The sequence below is a fragment of the Microbacterium lacus genome, assembly GCF_002812805.1.
Lineage (GTDB): Bacteria > Actinomycetota > Actinomycetes > Actinomycetales > Microbacteriaceae > Microbacterium > Microbacterium lacus_A.
In genome coordinates this window covers 301,004-326,028 of record NZ_NMUM01000023.1, presented here as the reverse complement: position 1 = coordinate 326,028, position 25,025 = coordinate 301,004, and the positions used below count along the sequence as shown (strand labels likewise).

The 25,025-nt window shown below is 67.4% G+C and carries 34 protein-coding genes; 8 read left to right on the top strand and 26 right to left on the bottom strand.

Features of this window, described 5'->3' with window-relative positions; translation table 11 throughout:
* Positions 1-81: 81 nt before the first annotated feature.
* Positions 82-1,551 carry an IS1182 family transposase gene (locus CGU34_RS09405; protein WP_036294992.1) on the top strand — a complete coding sequence of 490 codons (1,470 nt, stop codon included), beginning with the start codon at positions 82-84 and terminating at the stop codon, positions 1,549-1,551.
* A 136-nt stretch (positions 1,552-1,687) separates the two neighbouring features.
* On the opposite strand, the gene CGU34_RS17200 is transcribed toward CGU34_RS09405, so the two are convergent.
* The 16 genes from CGU34_RS17200 to CGU34_RS09340 all read right to left on the bottom strand — a co-directional run bounded on the left by CGU34_RS17200 (position 1,688) and on the right by CGU34_RS09340 (position 7,502).
* Entirely contained in the window at positions 1,688-2,014 is a 327-nt protein-coding gene (locus CGU34_RS17200) for an ATP-binding protein (RefSeq protein WP_198517736.1), read from the bottom strand.
* Entirely contained in the window at positions 2,011-2,217 is a 207-nt protein-coding gene (locus CGU34_RS17195) for a hypothetical protein (RefSeq protein WP_198517735.1), read from the bottom strand. The genes CGU34_RS17200 and CGU34_RS17195 overlap by 4 nt, the downstream gene beginning before the upstream one ends.
* Positions 2,214-2,384, bottom strand: a complete 171-nt coding sequence (locus tag CGU34_RS17190) for a hypothetical protein (protein WP_198517734.1) — start codon at positions 2,382-2,384, stop codon at positions 2,214-2,216. The genes CGU34_RS17195 and CGU34_RS17190 overlap by 4 nt, the downstream gene beginning before the upstream one ends.
* Positions 2,381-2,656 carry a hypothetical protein gene (locus CGU34_RS09395; RefSeq protein WP_100813927.1) on the bottom strand — a complete coding sequence of 92 codons (276 nt, stop codon included), beginning with the start codon at positions 2,654-2,656 and terminating at the stop codon, positions 2,381-2,383. The genes CGU34_RS17190 and CGU34_RS09395 overlap by 4 nt, the downstream gene beginning before the upstream one ends.
* Complete coding sequence (locus tag CGU34_RS09390; RefSeq protein ID WP_100813926.1) at positions 2,653-2,925, bottom strand: hypothetical protein; 273 nt, start codon at positions 2,923-2,925, stop codon at positions 2,653-2,655. Before CGU34_RS09390 ends, CGU34_RS09395 begins: the two co-directional genes overlap by 4 nt.
* Positions 2,909-3,307 carry a hypothetical protein gene (locus CGU34_RS09385; protein WP_157811268.1) on the bottom strand — a complete coding sequence of 133 codons (399 nt, stop codon included), beginning with the start codon at positions 3,305-3,307 and terminating at the stop codon, positions 2,909-2,911. Before CGU34_RS09385 ends, CGU34_RS09390 begins: the two co-directional genes overlap by 17 nt.
* A 471-nt stretch (positions 3,308-3,778) precedes the next feature.
* The gene (locus CGU34_RS09380) at positions 3,779-4,189 is read right to left on the bottom strand and encodes a hypothetical protein (RefSeq protein ID WP_100813924.1); all 411 of its coding nucleotides are present in this window, start codon (positions 4,187-4,189) and stop codon (positions 3,779-3,781) included.
* Positions 4,186-4,836 carry a hypothetical protein gene (locus CGU34_RS09375; RefSeq protein ID WP_100813923.1) on the bottom strand — a complete coding sequence of 217 codons (651 nt, stop codon included), beginning with the start codon at positions 4,834-4,836 and terminating at the stop codon, positions 4,186-4,188. The genes CGU34_RS09380 and CGU34_RS09375 overlap by 4 nt, the downstream gene beginning before the upstream one ends.
* A 27-nt stretch (positions 4,837-4,863) precedes the next feature.
* Positions 4,864-5,019: a hypothetical protein gene (locus CGU34_RS17185; RefSeq protein ID WP_198517733.1), complete on the bottom strand. Its 156-nt coding sequence runs from the start codon at positions 5,017-5,019 to the stop codon at positions 4,864-4,866.
* On the bottom strand, positions 5,016-5,144 hold the full coding sequence (locus tag CGU34_RS17535; RefSeq protein ID WP_269800299.1) for a hypothetical protein: 129 nt from the start codon (positions 5,142-5,144) through the stop codon (positions 5,016-5,018). The genes CGU34_RS17185 and CGU34_RS17535 overlap by 4 nt, the downstream gene beginning before the upstream one ends.
* Before the next feature lie 505 nt (positions 5,145-5,649).
* Complete coding sequence (locus CGU34_RS09365) at positions 5,650-5,847, bottom strand: hypothetical protein (RefSeq protein WP_100813921.1); 198 nt, start codon at positions 5,845-5,847, stop codon at positions 5,650-5,652.
* Entirely contained in the window at positions 5,844-6,143 is a 300-nt protein-coding gene (locus tag CGU34_RS09360) for a hypothetical protein (protein ID WP_100813920.1), read from the bottom strand. The genes CGU34_RS09365 and CGU34_RS09360 overlap by 4 nt, the downstream gene beginning before the upstream one ends.
* Positions 6,140-6,418 carry a hypothetical protein gene (locus CGU34_RS09355; protein ID WP_100813919.1) on the bottom strand — a complete coding sequence of 93 codons (279 nt, stop codon included), beginning with the start codon at positions 6,416-6,418 and terminating at the stop codon, positions 6,140-6,142. Before CGU34_RS09355 ends, CGU34_RS09360 begins: the two co-directional genes overlap by 4 nt.
* 444 nt (positions 6,419-6,862) lie before the next feature.
* Positions 6,863-7,042 (bottom strand): hypothetical protein, encoded by a 180-nt coding sequence (locus tag CGU34_RS09350; protein WP_100813918.1) that lies wholly within the window; start codon positions 7,040-7,042, stop codon positions 6,863-6,865.
* Positions 7,039-7,260, bottom strand: coding sequence for an excisionase family DNA-binding protein (locus CGU34_RS09345; RefSeq protein WP_100813917.1), 222 nt, complete (start codon positions 7,258-7,260; stop codon positions 7,039-7,041). Before CGU34_RS09345 ends, CGU34_RS09350 begins: the two co-directional genes overlap by 4 nt.
* Positions 7,257-7,502, bottom strand: coding sequence for a helix-turn-helix domain-containing protein (locus CGU34_RS09340; RefSeq protein WP_100813916.1), 246 nt, complete (start codon positions 7,500-7,502; stop codon positions 7,257-7,259). The genes CGU34_RS09345 and CGU34_RS09340 overlap by 4 nt, the downstream gene beginning before the upstream one ends.
* A 163-nt stretch (positions 7,503-7,665) precedes the next feature.
* On the opposite strand from CGU34_RS09340, the gene CGU34_RS09335 reads away from it, so the two are divergent.
* The 5 genes from CGU34_RS09335 (at position 7,666) to CGU34_RS09315 (ending at position 9,822) form a co-directional block, all read left to right on the top strand.
* Entirely contained in the window at positions 7,666-8,103 is a 438-nt protein-coding gene (locus CGU34_RS09335) for a hypothetical protein (RefSeq protein ID WP_100813915.1), read from the top strand.
* A 15-nt stretch (positions 8,104-8,118) separates the two neighbouring features.
* The gene (locus tag CGU34_RS09330) at positions 8,119-8,514 is read left to right on the top strand and encodes an ImmA/IrrE family metallo-endopeptidase (protein ID WP_100813914.1); all 396 of its coding nucleotides are present in this window, start codon (positions 8,119-8,121) and stop codon (positions 8,512-8,514) included.
* A 146-nt stretch (positions 8,515-8,660) separates the two neighbouring features.
* Positions 8,661-9,011, top strand: a complete 351-nt coding sequence (locus CGU34_RS09325) for a metallopeptidase family protein (RefSeq protein ID WP_036294415.1) — start codon at positions 8,661-8,663, stop codon at positions 9,009-9,011.
* On the top strand, positions 9,002-9,307 hold the full coding sequence (gene clpS / locus CGU34_RS09320; protein ID WP_100813913.1) for an ATP-dependent Clp protease adapter ClpS: 306 nt from the start codon (positions 9,002-9,004) through the stop codon (positions 9,305-9,307). The genes CGU34_RS09325 and clpS overlap by 10 nt, the downstream gene beginning before the upstream one ends.
* Positions 9,304-9,822 carry a DUF2017 family protein gene (locus CGU34_RS09315; protein ID WP_100813912.1) on the top strand — a complete coding sequence of 173 codons (519 nt, stop codon included), beginning with the start codon at positions 9,304-9,306 and terminating at the stop codon, positions 9,820-9,822. The genes clpS and CGU34_RS09315 overlap by 4 nt, the downstream gene beginning before the upstream one ends.
* 58 nt (positions 9,823-9,880) lie before the next feature.
* Here the strand turns inward: CGU34_RS09315 and CGU34_RS09310 are convergent, their stop codons facing one another.
* The 6 genes from CGU34_RS09310 to gatC all read right to left on the bottom strand — a co-directional run bounded on the left by CGU34_RS09310 (position 9,881) and on the right by gatC (position 15,531).
* Positions 9,881-10,483 carry a hypothetical protein gene (locus CGU34_RS09310; RefSeq protein WP_100813911.1) on the bottom strand — a complete coding sequence of 201 codons (603 nt, stop codon included), beginning with the start codon at positions 10,481-10,483 and terminating at the stop codon, positions 9,881-9,883.
* Positions 10,458-10,778, bottom strand: coding sequence for a hypothetical protein (locus CGU34_RS09305; protein WP_036294406.1), 321 nt, complete (start codon positions 10,776-10,778; stop codon positions 10,458-10,460). Before CGU34_RS09305 ends, CGU34_RS09310 begins: the two co-directional genes overlap by 26 nt.
* Positions 10,779-10,830: 52 nt before the next feature.
* The gene (locus tag CGU34_RS09300) at positions 10,831-12,090 is read right to left on the bottom strand and encodes a DNA polymerase IV (RefSeq protein WP_100813910.1); all 1,260 of its coding nucleotides are present in this window, start codon (positions 12,088-12,090) and stop codon (positions 10,831-10,833) included.
* 119 nt (positions 12,091-12,209) lie between these two features.
* A complete protein-coding gene (gatB, locus tag CGU34_RS09295) occupies positions 12,210-13,712 on the bottom strand; it encodes an Asp-tRNA(Asn)/Glu-tRNA(Gln) amidotransferase subunit GatB (RefSeq protein WP_100813909.1) in 1,503 nt (500 codons plus the stop codon).
* Positions 13,712-15,235 (bottom strand): Asp-tRNA(Asn)/Glu-tRNA(Gln) amidotransferase subunit GatA, encoded by a 1,524-nt coding sequence (gene gatA, locus CGU34_RS09290; RefSeq protein ID WP_100813908.1) that lies wholly within the window; start codon positions 15,233-15,235, stop codon positions 13,712-13,714. The genes gatB and gatA overlap by 1 nt, the downstream gene beginning before the upstream one ends.
* On the bottom strand, positions 15,232-15,531 hold the full coding sequence (gene gatC, locus CGU34_RS09285; protein ID WP_036294395.1) for an Asp-tRNA(Asn)/Glu-tRNA(Gln) amidotransferase subunit GatC: 300 nt from the start codon (positions 15,529-15,531) through the stop codon (positions 15,232-15,234). Before gatC ends, gatA begins: the two co-directional genes overlap by 4 nt.
* Positions 15,532-15,599: 68 nt before the next feature.
* On the opposite strand from gatC, the gene CGU34_RS09280 reads away from it, so the two are divergent.
* Positions 15,600-17,303, top strand: coding sequence for a long-chain-fatty-acid--CoA ligase (locus CGU34_RS09280; RefSeq protein ID WP_036294392.1), 1,704 nt, complete (start codon positions 15,600-15,602; stop codon positions 17,301-17,303).
* Positions 17,304-17,317: 14 nt separating this feature from the next.
* Here CGU34_RS09280 and CGU34_RS09275 read toward each other — a convergent pair whose 3' ends face one another.
* The 4 genes from CGU34_RS09275 to CGU34_RS09260 form a co-directional block, all read right to left on the bottom strand.
* Positions 17,318-17,809, bottom strand: coding sequence for a DUF4262 domain-containing protein (locus CGU34_RS09275; RefSeq protein WP_036294389.1), 492 nt, complete (start codon positions 17,807-17,809; stop codon positions 17,318-17,320).
* A gap of 46 nt (positions 17,810-17,855) precedes the next feature.
* Positions 17,856-20,042 carry an NAD-dependent DNA ligase LigA gene (gene ligA / locus CGU34_RS09270; protein WP_373457218.1) on the bottom strand — a complete coding sequence of 729 codons (2,187 nt, stop codon included), beginning with the start codon at positions 20,040-20,042 and terminating at the stop codon, positions 17,856-17,858.
* Between the two features lie 274 nt (positions 20,043-20,316).
* Complete coding sequence (gene mnmA / locus CGU34_RS09265; protein WP_100813907.1) at positions 20,317-21,450, bottom strand: tRNA 2-thiouridine(34) synthase MnmA; 1,134 nt, start codon at positions 21,448-21,450, stop codon at positions 20,317-20,319.
* 110 nt (positions 21,451-21,560) lie between these two features.
* Positions 21,561-22,760, bottom strand: a complete 1,200-nt coding sequence (locus CGU34_RS09260; RefSeq protein WP_036294370.1) for a cysteine desulfurase family protein — start codon at positions 22,758-22,760, stop codon at positions 21,561-21,563.
* A 102-nt stretch (positions 22,761-22,862) separates the two neighbouring features.
* On the opposite strand from CGU34_RS09260, the gene glgX reads away from it, so the two are divergent.
* Entirely contained in the window at positions 22,863-24,944 is a 2,082-nt protein-coding gene (gene glgX / locus CGU34_RS09255; RefSeq protein ID WP_036294367.1) for a glycogen debranching protein GlgX, read from the top strand.
* Positions 24,945-25,025 lie beyond the last annotated feature (81 nt).

Below are 25,025 nucleotides of genomic sequence, written 5' to 3'. Positions count from 1 at the left end.
CTAGGTGCGTGGGTCAGATCCTTCCGTTAACGCGCCGGGGTGAATCCGGTGGATAGCGCGGGGTGCTGGGAGAATCGATTCATGACGGTGACTGCCAGCCTGGAGGGTCTGTTCGAGGTCGAGCCGGGTGAGGCGCGGGCGCCGGGATCGGCTGCACCGGCGGGTGCGGGCAAGACGTTCCGTGGGTATGACCAGGGGCAGTGTTTCCTGCTCCCGCCGAGTCTGGATGACTGGCTGGACGAGGATGATGAGGCCCGGTTCATCTCCGAGGTCGTCGAAGAGCTCTTGGATCTGACGCCGGTCTACGCGTCGTACGCGTCCGCCTCGGGTGCGCCTCCGTATGACCCGCGGATGATGTTGAAGCTGCTGCTGTTCGCGTACGCGACGGGCGTGACCTCGTCTCGTGAGTTGGAGCGGCGCTGCAAGCGCGATATCGCCTTCCGGTGGCTGTCGGGCAACCAGGCGCCCGACTACCGGTCGCTGGCCCGGTTTCGTCGGCGTCACCTGGATGCCCTGCCGGGGTTGTTCCTGCAGGTGCTGCGGGTCTGCGCGGAGGCGGGGCTGGTGCGGTTGGGGCGGGTCGCGCTGGATGGCACGAAGCTGGCTGCGAACGCGTCGCGGCATAAGGCGATGAGCTATGACCGGATCGTGCCGAAGATCGATCAGCTCCAAGCCGAGGTCGCTGCGCTGCTCGCCGAGGCGGAGGCGGTCGATGAGGCCGAGGATCAGCAGTTCGGCCAGGACCGGCGCGGGGACGAGGTCGCCCCGGAGCTGGCCCGCCGTGAGGGGCGCCTGGCAAAACTACGTGCCGCGAAGGACGCGATCGAGGCCGACGCCGCCGAGAAGGCGGCAGCCGTGGCGCGGAAGAAGGCCGACGCCGCCGGTCAGCCCCCTGAGCAGGCCGACGCGGCCGTCGCGACTGCGGTGGACACGGCGGCGCCGAAGCCGAAAGCGCAACGCAATTTCACCGATCCTGAGGCGCGGATGATGAAGACGGTCCGCGGCTTCGATTACGCGTTCAACGCGCAGGCCGTTGTCGATGAGGGCCACCAGATCGTGTTGAGCGCCGAGGTCACCCAGCAGGCCACCGATATCCAGCAGTTCGTCCCGATGGCCGAGCAGACCCTACGGAACCTCGACGCGGCAGGAATCGAGCGTTCCCCAGAGGTCGTCCTCGCTGACGCGGGCTACTGCTCGGAAGCCAACCTCGAAGCCGCCGACGATCTGGACGCACAGGTGTTGATCGCGACGGGACGGCAACGTCACGGCGAGAGCTTCCCTACCGCCGGCGCCCCGGACCCGGCCCCAGAGGACGCGAGCCGGCGGGAGCGGATGGCGCACGCGCTGCGCACCGAGCAGGGCCGCACCGACTACGCGCGCCGCAAAGCCATCGTTGAACCCGCGTTCGGGCAGATGAAGACCCGGCAAAACGCCGGACAGCTCCGGCTACGCGGACTCGCCGGCGCCCAAGGCGAATGGCTACTCCACACGATCTGCCACAACCTCCGCAAGCTCCGCGTCGCTACAGCCGCCGGGCTGGCGCCCGCATAGGCCTCCCCAGGGGTCCCTGGGCGTCACAGCACGCACCGACAGTCGCCACGAGCCCCTCGCCGTGCGATCCCGCACGCTCTCACACCGCAACGGCCCGCCCGTTCCCGTTCGCGACCGTCAGCGCGCGATGCCAGAGTCAACGCCGCGCGCCACGCCACCCGATTCTGACCCGCGCACCTAGGGCGAAGACCTCGAGCTTCCCGGCGTCGTTCTTCCGCCAGGTGCGGACGACGCGGATGCCGAGTTCCGTATCGGTGTACTCGGCGCGGGCTTCGTCTTCGCCGTCGTGGATCGGCATCGGCGTGAGGCGCGTGCCCTTCGGGTCGAACAGCTCCACGAAGGCGTCGATGAAGGACGACTTTCCTGCGCCGTTCGCGCCGGCGATGAGGACGAGTGAGCCGGCGGGCGAGAGTGTGATCTCCTTGACGCCCTTGTAGCCGCGGACGGTGAATGTCTTGGTCATGATGATCCTTCGGTGGGGGAAGACGTGAATCCGGCGAGCTCGCGGAGCGCGTCGGCGCGCGTGCGCCAGAGGCCCGGAACGGGCTCGCCCGCGGGGGTGTGTGCGTACCAGGGGTCGGCACGGTTCTTGAAGCGGCCGACGGTGCCGATGAAGTGGCCGTTGCGGTAGACGTGGCCGTACCGGTCGACGACGGGTTCGTTCATCGACCGCCGGCCGCGAGGAATGCGACGAGGATCGCGACCGTCGAGACGACCAGCAGTCCCGTGAGGATGGTTCCGGAGACGATGATCGCGCGCGCATGGTCCTCGGCCCACGGCATGACAGTTGGTTGCTCGAGGACGGTCTTCGGTTCGTACGTGTCGGCGCTCATCGCTTGCGACCTGCCGTCGAGTAGACGATGAGCACCCACAGCGCCGCGACGGCGAGGAGCACCGGCCAGAAGGACAGGCCATCGGCCGCAATGAGGGTGCCCGCCCAGAGGAGACAGAGCGTCACGGCGCCGAGGATGATCGCGAGCAAGAGCAGGCGGCCGAAGATCGCCAGCGCGACCACGAGGCATCCACCGAGGAACGCTCCGGCTGCCTTCGCTCTGTCTGGCGAGATTTTCGCCTCGCTCGACGAGAAGATCGGTTTGGTATTCACGGTTTGGGCTCCCAGCTGATGACGGTTTCGGGCGCGATGCTGAGCACAGTGCCGTCGACGAGGACGAATCGGACGCTTCCGTCCGGGGTGGTCATGACGGTCTTGATCTCGCCGCTGTCGCCGCTCGAGTAGGCCAGGCCAGAACCGTTCACGAAGTAGAGGTAGTCGCCCGCTTTCGGCATCGGACCGTTCTTGGTGAACGTCGCGAGCGACGCGCGCAGAGGTCGTGTCCGCCGGCGGCGCGACGCGAGATCAATCGGCGTCGACACGTGGCGTCGGCTTCGTCATGTACTCGGTGATGCGGCGGTGCGCCTCGACCGGCTCAACGGTGAGCGCGAGGCGCTCGGCCGCCTTACCGACGGGCGGGGACACGCGGTCACCCGCGCCCTGGAGCACCCCGACCTGCTTCTTGAGCTGCGAGGCGCGCTTGTGGACTCCGTAGAACCCGACGATCGGCCAGTCGCGGCGGCCGCGGACGTCGTGGTACGCGCGCTCCAATTCCCAGGGTGCGAGAGGCCCGCGCTCCTGGATGAGCGTGACGATCGCGTGCATCAGTTTTTCTGTCGCGGTGCCGTCCAGGTTGATGGCTGCTTCTCTCGAGACCGCGGGATCGTCGAGGTGGAACAACGTTTGTGGGTCATGTGTTGTCATGGGGTTCTCCCTTCGCTCTGTGCGGTGCTGCCAGCAGCGCACGCCGAGCGCCTTCACCTTTCGGAGGCAGAGGCGCGTATACCGCTCTGTGGTGAGCCCGCCGTGTGCGCAGGGCTCACCACATCTCGCTTCGTTCATCGGTGGTTTCCTCGCCTGCCAAACCTCGACGTGCCAAACCAAGCCGTGCCCAGCCGTGCCGTGACGGCCACGCCAAGCCCCGCCCGAACCTGCCCGAACCTGCCAATCCACGCCTGCCATGCCGTACCGCACCCAGCCGAGCCCTACCGGACCCAGACCTGACGTGCCATGCCAGCCCGGCCGTGCCATGCCTAGACGGGCCGCGCCCCGCCGTGCCTACCCATGCCTGCCTCGCCCCGCCTTGCCGATCCCTGCCGAGCCCGGCCATGCCTAGCCAGCCATGCCTCGCCCTGCCTCGCCCCGCGTTGACCGGACCTGCCTAGCCGAACCTGCCTAGGCCGCGATGTCGCGCGCGATGGTTGCTGCGAAGTCGCGAAGGTGTTCGTAGCGGGATCTGAACGCTTTCCACTCGCGTTCGAACTGCTGGAGGAGCAACTTCTCTGTGAACGGGTCAGAGAGCGCCTCTTCGGTCGGGACGTATGCGGAGGTCGTTTCGGTTTCGCGAAGTGCGAGAAACGCACGCACGTCGCGGTTTGTGCCGTCTGGTGCTGCGTAGGTGATCTTCACCTTGCGAATTAGTTCGGAAGCCTGGACCTCGCGGTATCTGGCGCCCGCAACGGTGTCGTCCCACTCAAAACGTGAATGCAACGGCGATTCGTCGTCACGCGCAGCTTCAACGACGTTCGCGGGCGTGATCCGCCCGAACCTGTCGCGGACCGCGAGGATCTCGTCGCGAAGGCTCACGAGAGGACCGTGATCTCGGCGGCCTGATCGACGGCATAGGTGCCGAACTCTCCGCGCTTCTCCGGGCGCCACTCCCCCACACCAATGCCCAGCCCGCCGGCGTCGATGAGTGAAAGCACCGACTGTCGGCTGATCGACGAAGTGATGTACGTCACCTCGAGCTGTGCGCGCCAGGACGGGAACTCGGGCCGGTAGCGGAGGTCCGCGGAACGTGAGGGCCCACCGAGTCGGACGACGTCTTCGCGCATGCGGGGCTCGCCGATGATCTCGACGAGCTGCTGAGGGTCAGCGTCGGTGAGGATGCCGCGCATGAAGATGAACTGGCGGAGCGCCGTCATAGACACGCTCTTGTCGTAGAAGCGCGCTGCGCCCGTCGTCGCGGCCTTGAACGCCGTGACCGGGAAGCCGAACTTTTCTTCACCGCTCGTCGGGTCTGCGATGCGGTAGAACGCGGCCTCGTATTCGGCCTCCGGATCGCGGATGGCCTTGAGCTTCTTCTTTCCCTGCTGCGCTTCGAGCATCTGCCGCTTGGACTTCTCCGAGAAGTTGTGGACGATCAGCGGAGACGTGCCGACAATCGGCACGAGGAGTGTTTCGGTGCCGATCCGGTCGATCTGGATGGCTGCTGCTTCACTTACGATGGTCATGAGATCCTCGTCTCGTTGAGCGCCCCGTTACAGCGGGGCGTTTTCTTTTGGGTCCGCCAGGTCGGCGGGGTCTGTGGGTAGGCGACCGGTGCCGCGGCAGTTGCCGCATTCGAGGTCGTCGTCGGGGTCTTTCACGCTGTAGAAACCCCAGCCGTCACACGCCGGGCAGCTGACAGTGGTCACGTCACGCCTTCCTTGGCGAGCTGCAGGCGCACGAGCGCGTCGCGGAGTCGGCACTCGTTCACGCCGGACGGGTCGCGCTTGTAGGCGTCGGCGAGTCTCTGCGCGTGGGCCCGTGCGAGATCCACCGCCGACGGTGCACCGCCTACTGAATAGATCCCGGGGCCGCGTCCTGACTCGGCAAGCGCGCGTCCGATTGAGAAGTCAGTGCCGCCGCTTCGTTTCCGTGACCGCGAGTGCGCGGGGGCCGCGGCTTTCAGGTCGAGCGCACGCCTCACCTTCGATTCGGCGATGCGCTTCCACCGGCCGTGAGGTTTCGGGGTGCACGGGACGCGCACGGTGGCGCCGTTCGGGGCGCGGAGTACGTGGTGTTCACTTCCATCGGTGCCGCAGTAAGTCATCCCGCGGGCGGTCGCCGATTTCAGGAACTCGTCCACCTCATGACGGCCAGTGCGTTTCACGGTGCCTCCGCAGAAAGGGGCGAGCGCCCCGACCGTGGGGACCGGTCGGGGCGCTCTGTGGGGGATGCACGCGCCATTGGGGACTGGATGCGTGCGAAGCGCCCTGGGGAGGCGCCGTGCCGTGCGCGTGACTTGAACACGCGTCAACCCCACCCGGGGCACGGCTGCCAGATCAGAGCGTGCGGTGTTCGAGCGCTCGGTCGACGCTGGCCTTCGACCGTGGGCGCAACTGGCCCTCGTGCTTCGTGCCGGGGGCGCCCGGCACGGGCAGAGCGAAGAACGAACGCTCGAGCACCGGTGTCGGGGTCTTCGGGGTGCGGACGAACTTGACCTTGGCGCGCTTGCGCGCCTTCCGTGCCGTGGTGCTCACTTCTCGACCGCCTTCGCTTCGACTGCAGGCAGCGCCGGAACGGTCCCGCTCGCGAGGTAGGACTCGATGACCTCCGCGTCGGCGAGCAACGAATGCACGCTGCGGGGTGCGAAGTTCAGGCGCTCGGCGAAGCTGACCGCCTGAACGCGGATGTTCGCGGCGCTGTCCTTCGCATGTGCCTCCCGCCACGCCTCGGTGGATTCGATGCTTGGCACGCCGACGTAGACGATGCGCGCCCCGTCCTCGGTCACCTCGGCCGGACGCACGCCGCCGACGCCTCCTGGTTCGGCGCTCATGCGTAGATGTCCGCACCGAGGAACACGCGTCGTGCATGCTGATGTCCGGCCGTCCCATACAGCGTCGGCAACGTGCCCGTGGACGGGCCGGTCGGGCGCTTCTGTGCGGCGCGCAGCTCGAGGTTCTTCGATCGCATCTTCTCGAGCGCGATCCACATGTCGTAGTGCTCCATGTCGATGAACCCGAGCTCGGTGGCGTGCTCTCGCTTCTTCTGCTCCCGCAGCCTCCGCTCGGTGGCCTTGGTGATCTGGTTGATGCCCTTGACTTTCGCCATGACGGCTCCTCTCGTGGTGAATGCGATTCCCTTCGCGTGCGCGCCGAGGACTCGCTCCCCCGGTGTCTGCTACGTCGCGCCCCCGGCCGTAGCCGAGAAATTCTGGGGTTCCCTTCGAACCCACTGCTGTAAGCAGCCGGACTCACGATCCGACCCGCCCCAGGGACATACCTGGGGTCCTCAGCACCACGTCGCTTCTGATCCCGTCCCACCATTCGGACGGACTGCTTAGTCCCAGAGCTCATGCTCGGGACCGCGCGGCACTCTCGTGCCCGCATACCGGCGACGTAACGCCTACCTCTATGGAGTTGGCCCTGCACCCTCTGCGTGTGACCGGATGGGTGTGGGGATCGTGCGTTGGCCCGTCTCGAACGGGCTGCCGACCGGAATCGGGCAATGCGGTAGCTAGACCCGGCGGTCGAGACCGGGATCAGAAACGGGGAATCAGGGGTCGGCGCGACTCCGGCGAGCGACGAGCGCGGGCCACATGATGACGACGATCGCGATAGGCGCGACGAAGACGATGAGGTCAGCGCTGTTGATCGGTGCGTAGCTGAATGCTGCCGGCGCGATGAGAACGGCGATGACCGCCACGAGCAGCGCGAGAACGGTGCGGCGCTTCATGCTGCCCTCCGGCGTGCGTGCCGCGACTGTGAGGACTGCGCCCACGGGTCTGCGGTGGGATTCAGATGCTCGAGCACCTTCGAGGTGAAGAATCGCCACTCGCGGCCGATCCGAAATCCGGGGATCTCGTTGGCCCGCGCCATGCGATAGACCTTGTCCTTCGACGCGCTGAGAGTGATGGCGAGTTCGGCCACGCCGACGGCCGTTTCGTCCGTCATGCTGCAGCACTCGCGTTCTCGCTCTCGTCGTCCTCGATGGCGACAGCGACTTCGCCGAGGCCGAGTCCGAAAGCGTGTGCGATGCCGACGATGACTCGGATCGAGGGCTCCTCCCCCGCCTGAACGCGGTTGAGAGTGGCCCGGCTGATGCCGATGGTGCGAGCGAATGCTTCGTCGCTCGTGATGCCGGAGTTCGTCTTGAGTCGGTCCAGAAGACCGTCACGGAGGGCTGCCGTTGCCATGTCCGTCCTTTCGTATCTGGGGGCGATACGTCTGGGGGTGAGGGAAGTGAGGCGGGGTGTCTCGCTCTTGAGACACAGTGAATCACACCCGGGACATGAGCCGCAACCCATTCCTGAGAAATGCCGTCTTGCTTTTGAGACACACCTGTCTCATACTCGACTCATGACGAATACGGAAGACTGGCTGGCCGTCGTGACGCGTGGGCAATCCGCCCGGCAGATCGCGACGCGCGCCAGCATCCCCACGGCGACTTTCGCTCGCCAGCTCGCGAGCGATTCGGTCTCTGCCGAGAACGCCGTCGCGATCGCCGTCGCATATGACGCGTCTCCTTTACAGGCGCTCGTGGCGATCGGCCTCCTCACTGAGAAGCAAGCCTCACTCCCGACGATCCGGGAACTTCTCACCAGCGCGACCGACAAAGAGCTTGTCGACGAGGTGATGGATCGGCTCGGGAAAGCAAGCGGCGAGGACACGGCGTTCGACCGTCCTGTGGTCCCGATCCGGCCGAATGTCGGTGCTCACACGGACGATGAGCTAGAGGAAGTCGCGTTCGACGCTGAGGTCGATCACTCGGAGGACACCGGCGACTATCACTCCTAGGCCGAGGGAGGGCATATGGATGATCTGATTTCGCTCGCGAACGAGCTTGGGCTCACGGTCGTGGAACGCGCCGGCCGCAAGCTCGGCGGTTACAACGCAAGCACCATGAGCATCCGGCTCGACCCGGGCATGACCAGGCGCACGGCCCGCTCGGTGCTGGCCCATGAGATCGCGCACCACATCTTCGGAGACGTGCCGGCGGCACACGGCCCGGTCCGGGCGCGGCAGGAGCGGCGCGCGAACGAGTGGGCGGCTCTGTACTTGATCCAGCTCGAGGCGTTCATGGAGGCCGAGCGACTTCGCGACGGTCACACGGCGTCGATGGCGTTCGACCTGAACGTGACCGCCGAACTGGTCGAGGCGTTCCGGCGCGTGGTCCTTCGGGAGCGCGACACGGCTGCCTCGGTGTAGGCACGCCTACATATGTGGGTCGTTTTACCCGTATTCTGGCCTAGTCGACGGCAGTGGCCGTTTGGCAGGAAATCGCGTGATTATGCGGTAGATGAGGCTGTGTTGACTATGGGGCGTGACAGGTTCGAGCCCCGTTACTCACCCCAATGATCGAACTGGATGCTGAGGCGTTCGAGGCGCTCGTCGTCTCGGAGCTCGACGCGCTCCCCGACGAGATGGTCGAAGGACTCGATAACGTCGTCTTCGTGGTGGAGGACCGCCCCGAGGACGGCAGCCTCGACCTGCTCGGCCTCTACGACGGCACGTCGCTGACGGAGCGGGACCGCTACGGAATCGGTGAGCTACCCGACCGCATCATCGTCTACCGAGAGCCGCACCTCGCCGCGTGCGAAAACGAGGACGAACTGCGCGACGAGATCCACACGACCCTCGTCCACGAAATCGCGCACTTCTACGGGATCGACGACGACCGCCTCCACGAGTTGGGATGGGCGTGATGTCGATCGCCCTACCCGACGTCGACCGCGAGGTCCGACAGCGCGAGAGCCCCGAACATCCTGCCGTCTGGCAGACCGTCGTGTGGAACGATCCCGTGAACCTGATGAGCTACGTCGTTCATGTTTTCCGCAGCTACTTCGGCTTCTCCACCGATCGTGCGAAAGCGCTGATGATGGATGTGCACGAACACGGTCACGCGGTCGTGGCGGAAGGGCCGCGCGAACAGATGGAACTGCATGCGCAGGCCATGCACGACTACGGCCTGTGGGCCACCGTTCGGAGGATCCCCCGATGACTGAGAACGCGCTCATCCTCACGATCTCGCGTCTGGAGGCTCAGCAACTCGCCGACCTCGTCGCCCAGTTCTCGGAACTGCTCGAACCGCACGCGGTCGCCGATGCCGATGCATCCGACGCTTCGAACGATCCGGCACTCGCGCGTCTCGCGCCGAACCCGTACCCCGATGACGCGGACGCCGCAGCAGAGTTCCATGACGCAACGCGACACGATCTGCTCGAGCGCCGGCAGCACGACGCCCTGCGCGTGCTCGCCGATCTCGCGCCCTCATTCGCGTCCGGCGATCCCGCTGACCCTGATCCGGCGGCGGACACGATCGACCTGGCGATCGAAGGGGACGCGGGATGGGCCTGGATGCGCACACTCACCGCAATCCGTCTCGTCATTGCCACGCGCCTCGGTATCTCGGGCGAGGACGACGATCACGACCCCGAAGACGACCGTTTCGCCGTCTACGACTGGATCGGTTACCGACTCGACGGGATTGTTCGAGCGATGGAAACCGCCGACTGAAACCGCCCGCCAGACCACGGTGCGGCCGCGCGGTCAGGCCGCATCAGGGCATCGTGCATCAGGGCATCGCGACCACGATCGTCGCGTGCTGTGCGGGTTCGTCAGCCCGGATGTGCGCTCGCTCTTGAGCGGCCCAGCGGTCCCAGTGGGGACGATAGGTGTCGCCGTCGCGCAGCAGGGCACGGCGTTTCCGTGCCTCCTCGGGCGCTTCCACCCACACGGCAATGTCGCTCAACCGAAGCGTCTGGGCCGTGATGATGCCCGAGCCTTCCACGATGAGCGGCAGCGACGGATCGACCGCATGCGCCTCGGCCGGAGCATGCGTTTCCCAATCATGCCTGCGCCACACGCCCATCAAGCCGCGCGCGTGCGGGACGAGGATGTCTTGACGGGCGATCTCGACGCCGGATTCCAGTCCGTCCCAGCCGGGATAGATCGAGTCGAGCGCGACCAGCTGAACCCGACCCGACGACGGCCACTGCCGCACGAGCGCCTCCGAGAGCCTCGTCTTTCCTGCCCCGCTCTGGCCGTCGATCAGCACGACGGGGTTCAGGGCGTCGAGACCGCGCAGTTCGCGCACGATGCGCGCGACGGCGGTCTGGGACGCCGCGGCGAGGGGGTCGTCGGGCGTGGATCTACTTCTTGAGGGCGCGGATGACACGGCTGAGCGCCCGACCGGCAACCCACACGAACGGGATCCCAACGGCGAGCAGCGCGATCACGTTCGGCTCGAAGCGCAGATCGTCGCCCCGGCGGATGTAGGCGCCGAACGGCAACGAGTAGCCGCCACCGCCGCCACCCTCGTTACCCTTCTCGTCCGAGCCGCCGCCGAAGCCGTGCCACGTTGCGGCGACGGGGATGATACGGACACCATCGACGTCCTGCTGATCGCCGTAGGCGCTGCTGACGCCGAAGTGAACGGACTGCTTGGCGAGGTCCTGTGCAATGTTGGGCATCCCCCCACGCTAGCGCGCGATCCCGCCGGTGACGAGGGGCTTGCGGACGCGATCAATCACGGATCGCGGGCGGGCGCGGATGCGACGGAAGTGCCGTCGGACGCTCCGTTCGGCCTACGAAGGTGGCCCGCATGACCGCAGCGCCGCCGAAGCGAGCGGACGCCGCATCCAGCGTGTCTTCGAGCTTGCGACGGTCTTCGTCGTCGTCCCAGAGGGATTGCCCGTGTGCAGCCGGCCGAAGATTCTCGGCCCGTACCCCGAGCAGACGAATCGGCTGGCGGGCCTCGATCGATGCGAAAAGGTCGCGGGCTTCATCGCCGATGCGCTGGCCGACGTCCGTCGGTTCTGAAAGGGTGCGCGACCGGCTGATCGTCGTGAAATCCGCGAAACGGACCTTTATCGCGACGGTCGCGGCGTCCCAACCACCCTTGCGCAGGCGCCTCGCGACCCGGTCGGATAGTCGCAGAAGTTCAGAGCGCAGGAACGCCGGGTCCCAGACGTCCTCATGAAACGTCTCTTCGTGCCCGATGCTCTTCTCGACACGCGTCGTAGAGACCTCGCGCGGATCGATTCCGCGAGCGAGTTGCGAGAGCCGTTCGCCCGATGCGGGCCCGACGATGCGATCGAGGACGTCCCGGGGCGTTTCGATGATGTCGGCGATCGTGCGGATGCCTCGCGCCTCGAGAGACTCGGCGGACTTCGGCCCAACCCCCCACATCGCGCGGACGGAGCGCGGGCGGAGGAATGCCTCCGTCTCTGCGGCCGACACGATCAACATGCCGTCGGGTTTGCTGATGGTCGAGGCCATCTTGGCAACATGTTTGGTCGCTGCGACTCCGACGCTGCACGTCAGCCCGGTCTGATCCTGGACGCGCTGCCGGAGCATCCGAGCGATCGCTCCCGGACTACCCCAGAGCCTGCGCGCGCCGCGGACGTCGAGGAACGCCTCGTCGATCGACAGCGGTTCGACGAGCGGCGTGACGTCGTGGAAGATGCTCATGACCTCGGACGAGAGCGCAAGATAGCGGTCGAAATGCGGTGTGACGACGATCGCCGCGGGGCAGAGCCGGAGGGCCTGCGAGACGGGCATCGCCGAGCGAACACCGAAACGGCGAGCCTCGTAGGACGCGCTCGAGACGACCGAGCGACCTTCGGGCGCGCCGACGATGATCGGCTTGCCGCGGAGCGACGGGTTATCGAGCACTTCGACGGCGGCGTAGAACGCATCCATGTCGACGTGCAGGATTCCGGTGCCCGCGTCGTCGGCGTCGTCGGCGGAGACGATCCGCCCACTCCCGTCGCCGCGTCCCATGCATCCATTGTGACCCGGGGCACCGACATTGCCGGGCCCGAGGTCTCGATCCCTTCGGGATCCGAGAGCCGAGAGTGCACTTTCGCGCAGCGAACGTGCACTCTCGGCTCTATGGATCCCTACAATGCCGCGGCGCGCTCCAGGACCAGCTCGCGCACGCGGGCCGCGTCGGCCTGCCCGCGCATGGCCTTCATGACGGCACCGATGACCGCGCCGGCGGCCTGCACCTTGCCGTCGCGGATCTTCTCGAGCACGTCCGGCTGAGCCTTCAGCGCCTCATCGATCGCGGCGATCAACGGTCCGTCGTCCGACACGACCGCCAGTCCGCGAGTGTCGACGACCTCTTGCGGCGTGCCCTCCCCCGCGATGACGCCCTCCAGCACCTGGCGCGCGAGCTTGTCGTTGAGGGTTCCGGCATCGACGAGGGCCTGCACCGCCGCGACGTCCGTCGGCGAAATGAGATCGGATGCCTCGCGCCCGGCGGCGTTTGCCAGTCGGGTGATCTCGCCCGTCCACCACTTCCGCGCGGCCGCGGGCGATGCGCCGGCAGCGACAGTTGCCGCCAGCTCAGCGAGCAGACCACCGTTGGCGACGTCCTGGAACTCGAGATCGGTAAAACCCCACTCGGCTTTCAAGCGACGGCGACGAGCGGGCGGCGCCTCGGGAAGCGCGGCGCGCAGCTCTTCGATCAGCTCGGGTGCGGGCACCACGGGCAGCAGATCGGGTTCCGGGAAGTACCGGTAGTCGTCGGCGTCGGACTTCGGACGACCGGGCGACGTCGTGCCCGTGTCTTCGTGCCAGTGCCGCGTCTCTTGCGTGATCGTGCCACCGGCGGCGAGGATCGCCGCCTGACGCTGGATCTCGTACCGCACGGCACGCTCGACCGAACGCATCGAGTTGACGTTCTTCGTCTCGGTGCGGGTGCCCAACTTCTGTTGCCCGCGGGGGCGCAGCGACACGTTGGCGTCGCAACGCAGGTTGCCGCGCTCCATCTTGGCGTCCGAGATGTCGAGCGCGAGCACGATGTCGCGAATCGTCTGCACATAGGCCTTGGCGATTTCGGGCGCGCGGTGCTCGGCGCCGTAGATGGGCTTGGTGACGATCTCGACGAGGGGAACGCCGGCACGGTTGTAGTCGACGAGCGAATACTCCGCGCCCTGGATGCGCCCGGTCGAGCCGCCGACGTGCGTGAGCTTGCCGGCATCCTCTTCCATGTGCGCGCGCTCGATCGGCACGACCACCTCGGTGCCGTCCTCGAGCTCGACCGTCACGCTGCCTTCGAACGCGATGGGTTCGTCGTACTGCGAGATCTGATAGTTCTTGCCGAGGTCCGGGTAGAAGTAGTTCTTCCGAGCGAAGCGGCTGGACGGCGCGATCTGACAGCCGAGGGCGAGACCCAGGCTGATCGAAAAGCGCACGGCCTGCTCGTTCACGACGGGCAGCGAGCCCGGCAGACCGAGGTCCACGGGTGCCAGATCGGTGTTCGCGGGACGACCGAACGAGTTCGGTGCGGCGGAGAACATCTTGGTCGCGGTGTTGAGTTCGACGTGGACCTCGAAACCGAGCACGGGCTCGAACAGTTCGAGCGCCTTGTCGAAGTCCATCAGCGGGGCCTTGGCCATCAGGAAACCCCTCCTCGGGTGGTGAGAGCGGGCGCTCGGTCGAGCAGTGGTCCGCCCCAGGCATCCTCGAGCAGTGTTTCGAGCGCCGCCCCGACCCGGTACAGGCGCGCGTCTTCGCGAACGGGCGCGAGGAATTGGATGCCGACGGGCAGGCCGTCTTCTTCTGCCAGCCCCGACGGGATCGATATGCCGGGCACACCGGCAAGGTTCGCCGGGATCGTCGTCACGTCGTTGAGGTACATCTGGAGCGGGTCGTCGACCCGTTCGCCGAGGCGGAACGCTGTCGTCGGTGCGGACGGCGTCGTGATGACGTCGACGGCCTCGAAAGCGGCGTCGAAGTCGCGCTGGATGAGCGTGCGGACCTTCTGCGCCGAGCCGTAGTACGCGTCGTAGTAGCCGGCAGACAGGGCATAGGTGCCGAGGATGATGCGGCGCTTGACCTCGTCGCCGAAACCCGCCTCGCGGGTCGCAGCCATGACATCCTCAACCGTCGCATTGCCGCTCGGCGTGACCCGCATGCCGAAACGCACCGAGTCGAACTTGGCCAGGTTGCTGGATGCCTCGGCGGGCAGAATCAGGTAGTACGCGGCCACGCCGTACTCGAAGTGGGGGGCGCTGATCTCGACGATCTCGGCGCCGTTCGCCTCGAGCAGCGCGAGCGAGGCACGGAAGGATGCAGAGACACCGGCCTGGAATCCACTATCGGGCAGTTCGCGGACCACGCCGACACGCAAACCCTTCAGCACATCACCGCGGGCGCCGTCGCGGGCGGCCTCGGCGAACGAGGGCCAGACGTCCGTGAGCGACGTCGAGTCGCGGTGGTCGTGCCCGCCGATGACATCGTGCAGCAGGCCCGCGTCGAGCACGGAACGCGTGACGGGACCGACCTGGTCAAGGCTCGAGGCGAGCGCGATCGCGCCGTAGCGGCTGACGCCGCCGTACGTCGGCTTGACGCCGACAGTGCCGGTCAAATGCGCCGGCTGGCGGATGGACCCGCCCGTGTCGGAGCCGAGCGCGAGGGGCGCCTCGAAGGCGGCGACGGCCGCAGCGGACCCGCCACCCGAGCCGCCCGGGACGCGGTCGAGATCCCACGGGTTGTGCGTCGGCCCGTACGCCGAGTGCTCGGTCGACGAGCCCATGGCGAACTCGTCCATGTTGGTCTTGCCGAGCGGCACGAGTCCCGCGGCGCGCGAGCGCGCGACGACGGTTGCGTCGAAGGGAGACATGTACCCCTCGAGGATGCGTGAGCCGCTCGTCGAGGGCATGTCGGTCGTGACGAGCACGTCCTTGATCGCGAGGGGCACACCGGCCAGAGGGCCGAGCTCGTCGCCCGCGGCACGGCGGCGGTCGATGTCGGCCGCGACGTCGAGGGCGTGGTCACTGACGTGCAGGAACGCGTGAACGTCGCCGTCGACGGCGGCGATGCGGTCGAGGTGCGCGCGGGTGGCCTCGACGCTCGAGACATCGCCCTTCGCGAGCTTCTCGGACAGCGCTGCGGCGCTCAGGCGCGTGAGATCGGTCACTGTTCCTCCCCCATGATCGCGGTGACGCGGAATCGTCCGTCTGCAGCATCCGGGGCATTCTGCAGTGCCTGCTCGAGGGTCAGGGTTTCGCCGACGACGTCGGGACGGAAGACGTTCTGGAGGGGCACGGGGTGGCTCGTCGCGGGGACATCCGGGGTGGCGACCTGCGACACCTTGGCGATGTTGTCGACGATGACGTCGAGCTCTCCGGTGAGACGGTTCACCTCCTCGTCGGTCAGCTGGATCCGGGCGAGCACGCCCAGATGGCGCACGAGTTCGGGGGTGATTTCAGACACTGCCCTATTCTAGGCGGCGCCCTCGCCCCGCCCCGTCCGCGCCTGGTGCACGGCAATAGGCTGACAACATGACGACGACGTATGAGCCGCCCAGACCGTGGATTCAGAGCTACGCCGAGGGAGTTCCGAGCGACTTGGACCCGGTGAGCGGTTCGCTCGTCGACATCGTCGAGGCATCCGCACGCGATTATCCGGATGCTCCGGCCCTGCAGTTTTTCGGACGCACCACGTCATACCGCGACCTTCAGCAGCAGATCGAGCGTGCGGCTGCGGGCCTGCGCGCACAGGGCGTCAAGCGCGGTGATCCGGTAGCGATCGTGCTGCCGAACTGTCCGCAGCACATCGTCGCGTTCTACGCCGTGCTGCGGCTCGGGGCCGTCGTCGTGGAACACAACCCGCTCTACACGCCGCGAGAACTGCGCAAACAGTTCGAAGACCACGGCGCCGTGCACGCGATCGTCTGGAACAAGGTCGTGCAGTCCGTTCAGGAGTTCCCCGCCGACCTGGCGGTGCAGACGATCGTCTCGGTCGACGTCACGCGCGCCATGCCCGCGCGCACGCGATTCGCGCTCAAGCTGCCGATCAGCAGGGCACGCGAGGCGCGCGCCGCGCTCACCACACGGGTGCGCGGCACGGTGCCGTGGGAGAGCATCGTCGCGGCCGCCCCCCTCCCCGCGACCGTCGCGAAACCCGAGACCGACGATCTGGCCATCATCCAATACACGAGTGGCACGACGGGAACCCCGAAGGGCGCCTCGTTGACTCACCGCAATCTGCTCTCGAATGCCGCACAATCGCGGGCCTGGGTCCCGTCGATCCGGCGAGGTGAAGGATGCGTTGTCTACGCCGTCCTTCCGATGTTCCACGCCTACGGCCTCACCCTGTGCCTGACCTTCGCGATGTCGATGGGCGCGCGGCTCGTGCTGTTCCCGCGTTTCGACCCGGACATGGTGCTTGCGGTCACCAAGAAGCATCCGGCGACGTTCCTCCCCCTCGTGCCGCCCATCGCCGATCGCCTGCTGAAGGCCGCACTCGAGCAGGGAGTCTCGCTCGACGGAACCGAGGTCGCGATCTCCGGCGCGATGGCGCTGCCCCATGACCTCGTGGTGCCGTTCGAGGCCACCTCGGGTGGATACCTCGTCGAGGGGTACGGTCTGAGCGAGTGCTCCCCCGTTCTGATGGCGAACCCCGTCGCCGACAACCGGGTGCCGGGAACCGTGGGTCTGCCGCTCCCCGGTACCGAGTGCCGGGTCGTCGACCCCGATGAGCCCACCCGTGATGTGCCCGCCGGTGAGCGGGGCGAACTGCTCGTCCGCGGTCCCCAGGTATTCGGCGGCTACTACGGCAAGCCCGAAGAGACCGACAAGGTGTTCGTGGACGGGTGGTTCCGCACCGGAGACATCGTCACGATCGACGATGCGGGGTTCGTCCGGATCGTCGATCGCATCAAGGAGCTCATCATCACGGGTGGGTTCAACGTCGCCCCGACCGAGGTCGAGATTGCGCTCCGCCAGCACCACCAGGTCGAGGATGCCGCGGTCGTGGGTCTTCCGAGCGAGCACTCGGGTGAAGAGGTCGTCGCCGCGATCGTCCCTGTAGCGGGTGCCACTCTGGATGAGGAGTCCGTGCGCGAATTCGCCCGCGGCATCCTGACGCCCTACAAGGTTCCCCGCCGGATCTTCGTCGTTGACGAGCTCCCCAAGTCCCTGATCGGCAAGGTTCTGCGCCGACAGGTGCGCGAATCGCTGCTCCAGCTCACGACCGGGCGCTAGCTCGAAATTCGCCGCTACGCGCGGAGCTCCCCCGGACGCGGCTGAACCCACGGCGCATTCGCGTAGCCGTCTTCCCAGGGGAATCGCCCGCTCTTGTCGTCGTAGGTGAGCTGCAGGAGAGGCACGGATGCTTCCGCGGGCCGCTGATAGAAGCGGTTGGCCGCGAATGCGATCTCACCCGGGTTGGGCACGACCTCGGCCACGACCCGATGCGGCCAATCCGTGAATGACAGCATCTCGCCCGCGACAATATTGCGGCCGCCTCTGATCATCGCCGACACCTCGTTCAGGACCCCCGATGCCGTGTTCGGTCCTACTCCGACGATCAGCAACTCCGGATGACCGACGCCGAAGAGTCCCACTGTGTAGGCGAACGATGCTTCGCGATGCTTGCTGTCGCCTCCGACGTACTGCAGGTAGACGCCGTGGGCACGAATGATCTGTGCCGTGTGCTCGTCTTCCTGGTCGAGCCATGCCTGGATCTCGAGATCCGAATTCGATGACATGTTGTTCCCCTCTCGTTTCGACGAGAGTAGAACATAGGTACGACACTCAGTCCGCGTCGGGATCCAACGCCTCGAGCGCCGAGGGTCCCTCGGTCACGAGCAGACGGAATTGTGCGGCGTCGATGATGCGCACGCCGAGTTCTTCCGCCTTGCCGAGCTTCGAACCCGCGCCCGGGCCCGCCGCAACGAAGTCCGTCTTCTTCGAAACACTCGAGGCGGACTTTCCGCCCGCCGCGATGATCGCCTCCTGCGCACCCTCGCGGGTGTAGCCCTCGAGGGACCCGGTGGCGACGACGGTAATGCCCTCGAGCACCCCGCCCTCGACGACCGCGGCGCCCGGACCGGGGTGCCCAGGGGTCGCGAGCTGCGCGCCCGCGGCCATCCAACGCTCGACGATCTCTTGATGCCAGTCGACCTCGAACCAGTCGATCAGGGCGTCCGCGATGATGCCGCCGACGCCCTCGACGGCGGCGAGGTCCTTACGAGAGGCCCGTCGGATCTCGTCAACCGAGCCGAACCATTGCGCCAGCGCCCGTGCCGCGACCGGACCGACGTGGCGGATGTTGAGCGCGACCAGAAAGCGCCAGAGGTCCTTCGTCTTCGCCTTCTGCAGCTCCTCGAGGAGCGTGATCGCCTGAGCGGATGGCTGTGGGCCCGTCAGCCCCTGTTTCTTCTCAGCCGGTGACAGATTGCGCCGGAACGGCGCCCGGCGGACCCGCTTTCCCGTCTTTTCGTCGACGCGAGGCTCACCCGTTTCGGAATCGCGCACGATGACCTCGATCGGAACGAGCTGTTCAATCGTCAGGTCGAAGAGTCCGGCCTCGGTCTCGAGGGGAGGGATCGCGGGGGTCGATGGCTGCGTCAGCGCCGCTGCGGTCACTTCGCCGAGCGCCTCGATGTCGAGGGCGCCGCGCGATCCGATGTGCTCGACCCGGCCGCGAACCTGCGCGGGGCAGGCGCGCGTATTCGGGCAGCGTAGATCGATGTCGCCTTCTTTCGCGGGAGCGAGCGTCCACCCGCATTCCGGACACTCCGTCGGCATCACGAACTCGCGCTCGGTGCCGTCTCGCAACTCGACCACCGGTCCGAGCACCTCGGGGATCACATCGCCCGCTTTGCGCAGCACCACGGTGTCGCCGATGAGAACACCCTTGGCGCGCACGACATCCTGATTGTGGAGGGTCGCTTGGCGCACGACCGACCCCGCGACGCGGGCGGGGGCCATGACGGCAAAGGGGGTGGCCCTTCCGGTCCGTCCCACCGACACCACGATGTCGAGCAGCTTGGTGTTGACCTGCTCGGGCGGGTATTTGTATGCGATCGCCCAGCGCGGCGCGCGGCTCGTGGCACCGAGTTCGTCGTGCAGGGCGAGCTCATCGACCTTGACCACGATTCCGTCGATCTCATGCTCGACGTCGTGGCGGTGCTCGCCGTAGTGCTCGACGAACGCCGTGACCCCGTCGATGGTGTCCGTCGTCTGGTAATACGGGCTCGTCGGAAGACCCCATTCCTTCAGCAGCGCGTAGATTTCACTCTGCGAGTCGACGGGTGGGCGCTCCCACGCCCCGATGCCGTGTACGAACAGGCGGAGCGAGTCGAGGCGGGCCTGGCCGGCTTCAAGCTCGAGCCCGTCCTTTTTGTCGAGTTGTTGGCGCAGGCCTCCGCTCGCGGCGTTCCGCGGATTCGCGAACGCGGGAAAACGACGCTCGGCGCTGATCCGCGCCTTGTCCTCGTCGAACGCGCGTGAGCGTGCGCGTGTCTCTTCGACCGCACGATCCCGCATGTCCGCCTGCAGCGCGTTGAGTGCGGCGAAGGCAGCCACGGGGATGAAGACCTCGCCCCGTACTTCCACGATCGGCGGATGCCCCGTGCCCGCCAAGCGTTGCGGGATGCCGGTCACCCGAACCGCATTGAATGTGACGTCTTCGCCGACGCGTCCATCACCGCGCGTGGCCGCCGACGTCAGCACGCCGTTCTCGTAGCGGAGACTTATCGCGAGTCCGTCGATTTTCAGTTCGGTCAGCCATCGGACGGCTCGGCCGGCACCGGCCTGAGCCTTCGCGCACCACTCCCGCAACTCATCGAGCGAGAAGACGTTGTCGAGGCTCAGCATCCGCTCGGCGTGTTCGACCGGCGCGAACTGCGTCCCCTGAGCGGCACCGACCGTCAGTGTCGGTGAATCCTGCCCCTGCAGTTCGGGGTACAGCCGCTCGATCGCCTCGAGCCGATGCATCCACGCGTCATACGTTGCGTCGTCCACCAGTTCGGCGTCGCGTCCGTAGTAGGCGTCCCGCGCCCCGAGGATCTGCTCGGACAGGGTCCGCACCTCATCGCGCGCCTGCTCAAGCGTCAGGTCGGGAAGTTCGGATGCTTCGGAATCCACCGGTGCTTCAGCTGCCACCGGTTCAGTTTAGGTTCGGCCCCCGACATCCGTCCGCTTGCCCGCCAGCGCCGTGGCAGCGCGCGCTACGGCGCGAGCGGATGCAGCACGGTGCGGCTGCAGCGGGTCAGACACCCGCCGGCACCGCCGAGACCGTGCGGTCGATCGTGAACTGTCCGAGCACGCGCGTGCCGGCGTACAGCACCGCGGTCTGGCCAGGGGCGACACCATCGAGGGGCACGTCCGGGCGCACCACGAGTCGCGGCATCCCATCGCCGTCCACGTCGGAACTCGCCACGAAACTCAGCGTCGCGGGCACGGGATCCGCATGCGCGCGGATCTGAACGTGGCACGCCAGATCCGAGCCGACGGACAGAGCTGCAGAACCCGCCCACGTGAAGCGGTCGCCCGAGATCTCGGCGATCGCGAGCGCCTCGCGCGGCCCGACGACGACCGTGTTGGACACCGGACGCACCTCGAGAACGAACCGGGGCTTACCGTCCGCTGCGGGCACGCCGAGCGCGAGTCCGCGACGCTGCCCGACCGTGAAGGCATGCGCCCCCTCGTGAGCACCGACGACGGCACCGGATGCGTCGACGATGTCGCCGGGAGCCGTGCCGACCCGATCGGCCAACCACCCGCGCGTGTCGCCGTCCGGGATGAAGCAGATGTCGTGACTGTCCGGCTTCTGAGCCACGGTCAGCCCTCGTGCCTCAGCCTCGGCCCGCACGAGCGCCTTGGTGGGGGTCTCGCCGAGCGGGAAGAGTGTGTGCGGCAGTTGTTCGGCCGTCAGCACGCCCAGCACGTAGGACTGATCCTTCGCCGCGTCGCTGGCGCGGTGCAGCTCGAGTTCGCCGGATGCTCCCGGCCCGACAATCGCGTAATGCCCCGTGACCACCGCGTCGAAGCCGAGGTCGAGCGCCTTCTCGAGGACCGCGGCGAACTTGATCCGCTCGTTGCAGCGCATGCACGGGTTCGGTGTGCGGCCCGCGGCGTACTCGTTGACGAAGTCCTCGATGACGTCGTCCCGGAAGCGCTCCGAGAAGTCCCACACGTAGAACGGGATGCCGAGGCGGTCGGCCGCGCGGCGGGCGTCCATCGCGTCCTCGATGGTGCAGCATCCGCGGCTTCCGGCGCGGAGCGTTCCGCCGGCCCGGGAAAGAGCGAGATGCACGCCGGTGACCTCGTGGCCCGCGTCGACCGCGCGCGCGGCAGCCACCGCGGAATCCACCCCGCCGCTCATCGCCGCCAAAACACGCATCCGTCGATTCTACGCGGGGCCCCTCCGTACGGGTCCGCTCCGCTGTCGCACATCGACGCGCAGCCGGGTCGGGAGCATCGATGTGCGACAGCCGAGCGTCGCCTGCGGGCTCAGGCGCGCGGGGTGCGGGACGACAGACCCGCGCGCCGGGCACGGTCGTACGCCGCGGGGAGGACGGCGAGAAGCGCGTCCACATCGGCCCGCGTCGACGTCCGCCCCAGGGTGAAGCGCAGGGCGCCCGCGGCGACGTCGGGCGCGATGCCCATCGCAAGAAGCACATGGGATGGCTCGGGCACACCCGCCTGGCAGGCCGATCCGGTCGACACCGCTACACCGGCCGCATCGAGCAGCAACAAGAGTGAATCGCCCTGTGCACCGGGAAGAACGACGTGCAGGTGTCCGGGCAGACGATCCACGTCGGCCGCAGACACCACAAGGTCGGGGATCGCCGCCCGCAGACCCTCCTCGAGCGTGTCGCGGAGCGACGCGACCCGCCGGGCCTCCGCTGCCAACTCCGCCACGGCGAGCTCGGCGGCGACCGAAAAGGCAACCGCGCCCGCGACATCCTGGGTCCCTGCGCGAAGACCCCGCTGCTGCCCGCCTCCGTGCAGCAGCGCCTCGAGCGTGACGTGGCGCGACACGACGAGCGCCCCGACGCCGACCGGCCCGCCGACCTTGTGGGCCGAAACGCTCAGCGCCACGAGCCCGGCGCCTCCGCGAGCGTCCGCGCGCAGCTCGTGGAACGAGAGGGGCACGTGCCCGAAGGTGCCGACCGCATCGATATGCAGCGGGACTCCCGCATCCGCGGCGATCGCGGATGCCTCGGCCACGGGCTGTAGCGAGCCGACCTCGTTGTTGGCCCCGAGGAGGGTGACCACGGCGGCGCGTTCGTCCGCAAGTGCCGCACGCCAGGCCGCCAGGTCGACCCGGGCATTCGCATCGATCGGCACCCAACGGACCTCTGCCTCGCCGCTCGACGTGAGCCAGCGGACGGTGTCGAGCGTGGCGTGGTGCTCGCCGTCGGGCACGACCATCAGGTTCCGCCCCGTCGCCGCGCGGCGGGCGCGCAGCAAGCCGACGAGAGCCAGATTGATCGACTCGGTGCCACCCGACGTGAACACGACCTCGATCGGTTCGCACCCCAGAGCGGTCGCCAGACGGTCGCGAGCGTCCTCGAGCAGCCGCCGCGCATCCTGACCGGCGCCGTGGATCGACGACGCGTTGCCGACGATCTCGGATGCATCGATCCACGCCGCACGCGCCTCGGCCCGCAGAGGGGTCGTCGCCGCGTGGTCGAGGTAGGCGTTCACCCCACAACTCTCACACACGGTCGGACCCTTCGACAGGCTCAGGGGCCGCCACCCGCCTCCCGCGTAACCCGCCGGACTCACGTGCTGGTTAGGGTTATCCCCATGGTCAGCCCGACACCGACGACCGACGCGCCCGCTGGGCTCCTCTCGCCCGCGCTCGATGACCTCGGCGTCACCTACACCTCGGAGGGCGGTCGCCTCCGCGTCTGGTCGGGTCACGCCGACGGCATGGACCTCGTCGTGTTCGACGACACAGACCTCGACTGGATCGTCGAGACCCTCCCCCTGCGCCTTGCCGGCGGGTCGGTGTGGGAGGTCACGACACCGCTGCTCCGCCCCGGCACGCGCTATGCCATTCGGGTCAGCGGTCCTGCCGGGCCCGGCAACACCTTCAACCCCCGTACCCTTCTGCTCGACCCATACGCTCGCGGCCTGGTGTCGGGTGGTTTCAGCGACTGGCGCTCTGTTGCTCTCGACGGATCCTTCGACTGGGGCGGAGTCGCAAAACCACGCGTTCCCCTCGATCGAACCGTCATCTACGAGGGGCACCTCAAGGGCCTGACGAAGCGTCACCCCGCGGTTCCGCCTGCGCTGCACGGCACCTACGCCGGGCTCGCCAACCCGGCGATGATCGAGTATCTCGTGGGGCTCGGCGTGACGAGCGTCGAGTTGCTGCCGGTCCACGCATTCGCGAGCGAACCGCGGCTGCACCAGCTCGGGCTCAGCAACTACTGGGGCTACAACACCCTCAACTTCTTCACCCCGCACGCCGCCTACGCCACCGAGGCGAGCAGGCGTGAGGGCCCCGAGGCGATCCTGCGCGAGTTCAAGGGCATGGTTCGGTTGCTGCACGAGGCCGGTCTCGAGGTCATCCTCGATGTCGTCTACAACCACACCGCCGAAGAGGGTGTCGGGGGTCCGCGTTCGAGCTTCCGCGGCATCGACAACCGTTCGTATTACCGCCAACTCGACGACGGCACCTACGTCGATGAGACCGGATGCGGCAACGCGGTGAACACAGCGACGGATGCTGCGGCGCGACTCATCCTCGATTCGCTCCGGTATTGGGCGAACGACCTGCAGATCGATGGGTTCCGCTTCGACCTTGCTGCGACCCTCGGCCGCGACGCGCAGCACCACTTCACCCCCGACCATCCCCTGCTGCAGACGATCATGGACGACCCGGCGCTCGCCGACGTGAAGATGATCGCCGAGCCCTGGGATGTCGGCATGGGCGGCTGGCAGACCGGCAACTTCGGGACCGGCTGGAGCGAGTGGAACGACCGTTACCGCGACCGCGTCCGCAACTTCTGGCTCTCCGACGTCGATTACGCGCGCCGGGCCTCGACTGCCCCGGTCGGGATCGGCGGTTTCGCAACGCGCCTCGCCGGCTCGTCGAACACGTTCTCGCACGAGCGCGGACCACTCGCGAGCGTCAACTTCGTCACCGCCCACGACGGTTTCACGCTCCGAGATCTCGTCTCATACGACGTCAAGCACAACCTCGCAAACGGCGAACAGAACCGTGACGGCGCGGACACCAACCGCTCGTTCAACCACGGTGCCGAGGGCCCGACCGACGATCCGCAGATCCTCGCCACGCGTCGCAAGGCCATGCGCAATCTGCTGGGAACCCTGCTGCTCTCGTCGGGGATCCCGATGCTTACGGCCGGGGATGAATTCGGTCGCACGCAGCGCGGCAACAACAACGCGTACTGCCACGACTCGGCCCTGACCTGGTTGTCGTGGGACCACGCCGAGTGGCAGAAGGATCTGCAGGAGCACGTCCGCCGGCTCATCACCCTGCGCGGCGAGAACCCTGCCCTCCGGCCCAGCCGGTTCGCCGTTCAGGACCGGCCGACACCCTCGGCATCCGTCATGGACTGGTACGACGAGAGCGGCGCGATGATGTCGATCGACCGCTGGACGAATCCGGCGCACAGGACGATCCAGTACGTCGCGGCGTCCACCCCGGAACACGAGGCCTTCAACCGAATCCTGCTCATGGTGCACGGCAATGAGTCCCCCATCGATGTCACGCTGCCGGACATCGACGGCGTCACCCGCTACGTCGAAATGTGGTCGTCGATCGACGAGCGGCCGAGCGACGTCGAGCAGACCTTCGAACCCGGCGACATCGTGCCTCTGCCGGGCACCTCGATGCGGCTCTTCCGCGCCGAATAACACCGTTCGGCGGGCCGCGCAAGGCGTATCCTCACCTCGGCATGCAAGGTAGGTTCGGGGTGTGGCTGCCCCTTCTGTGAA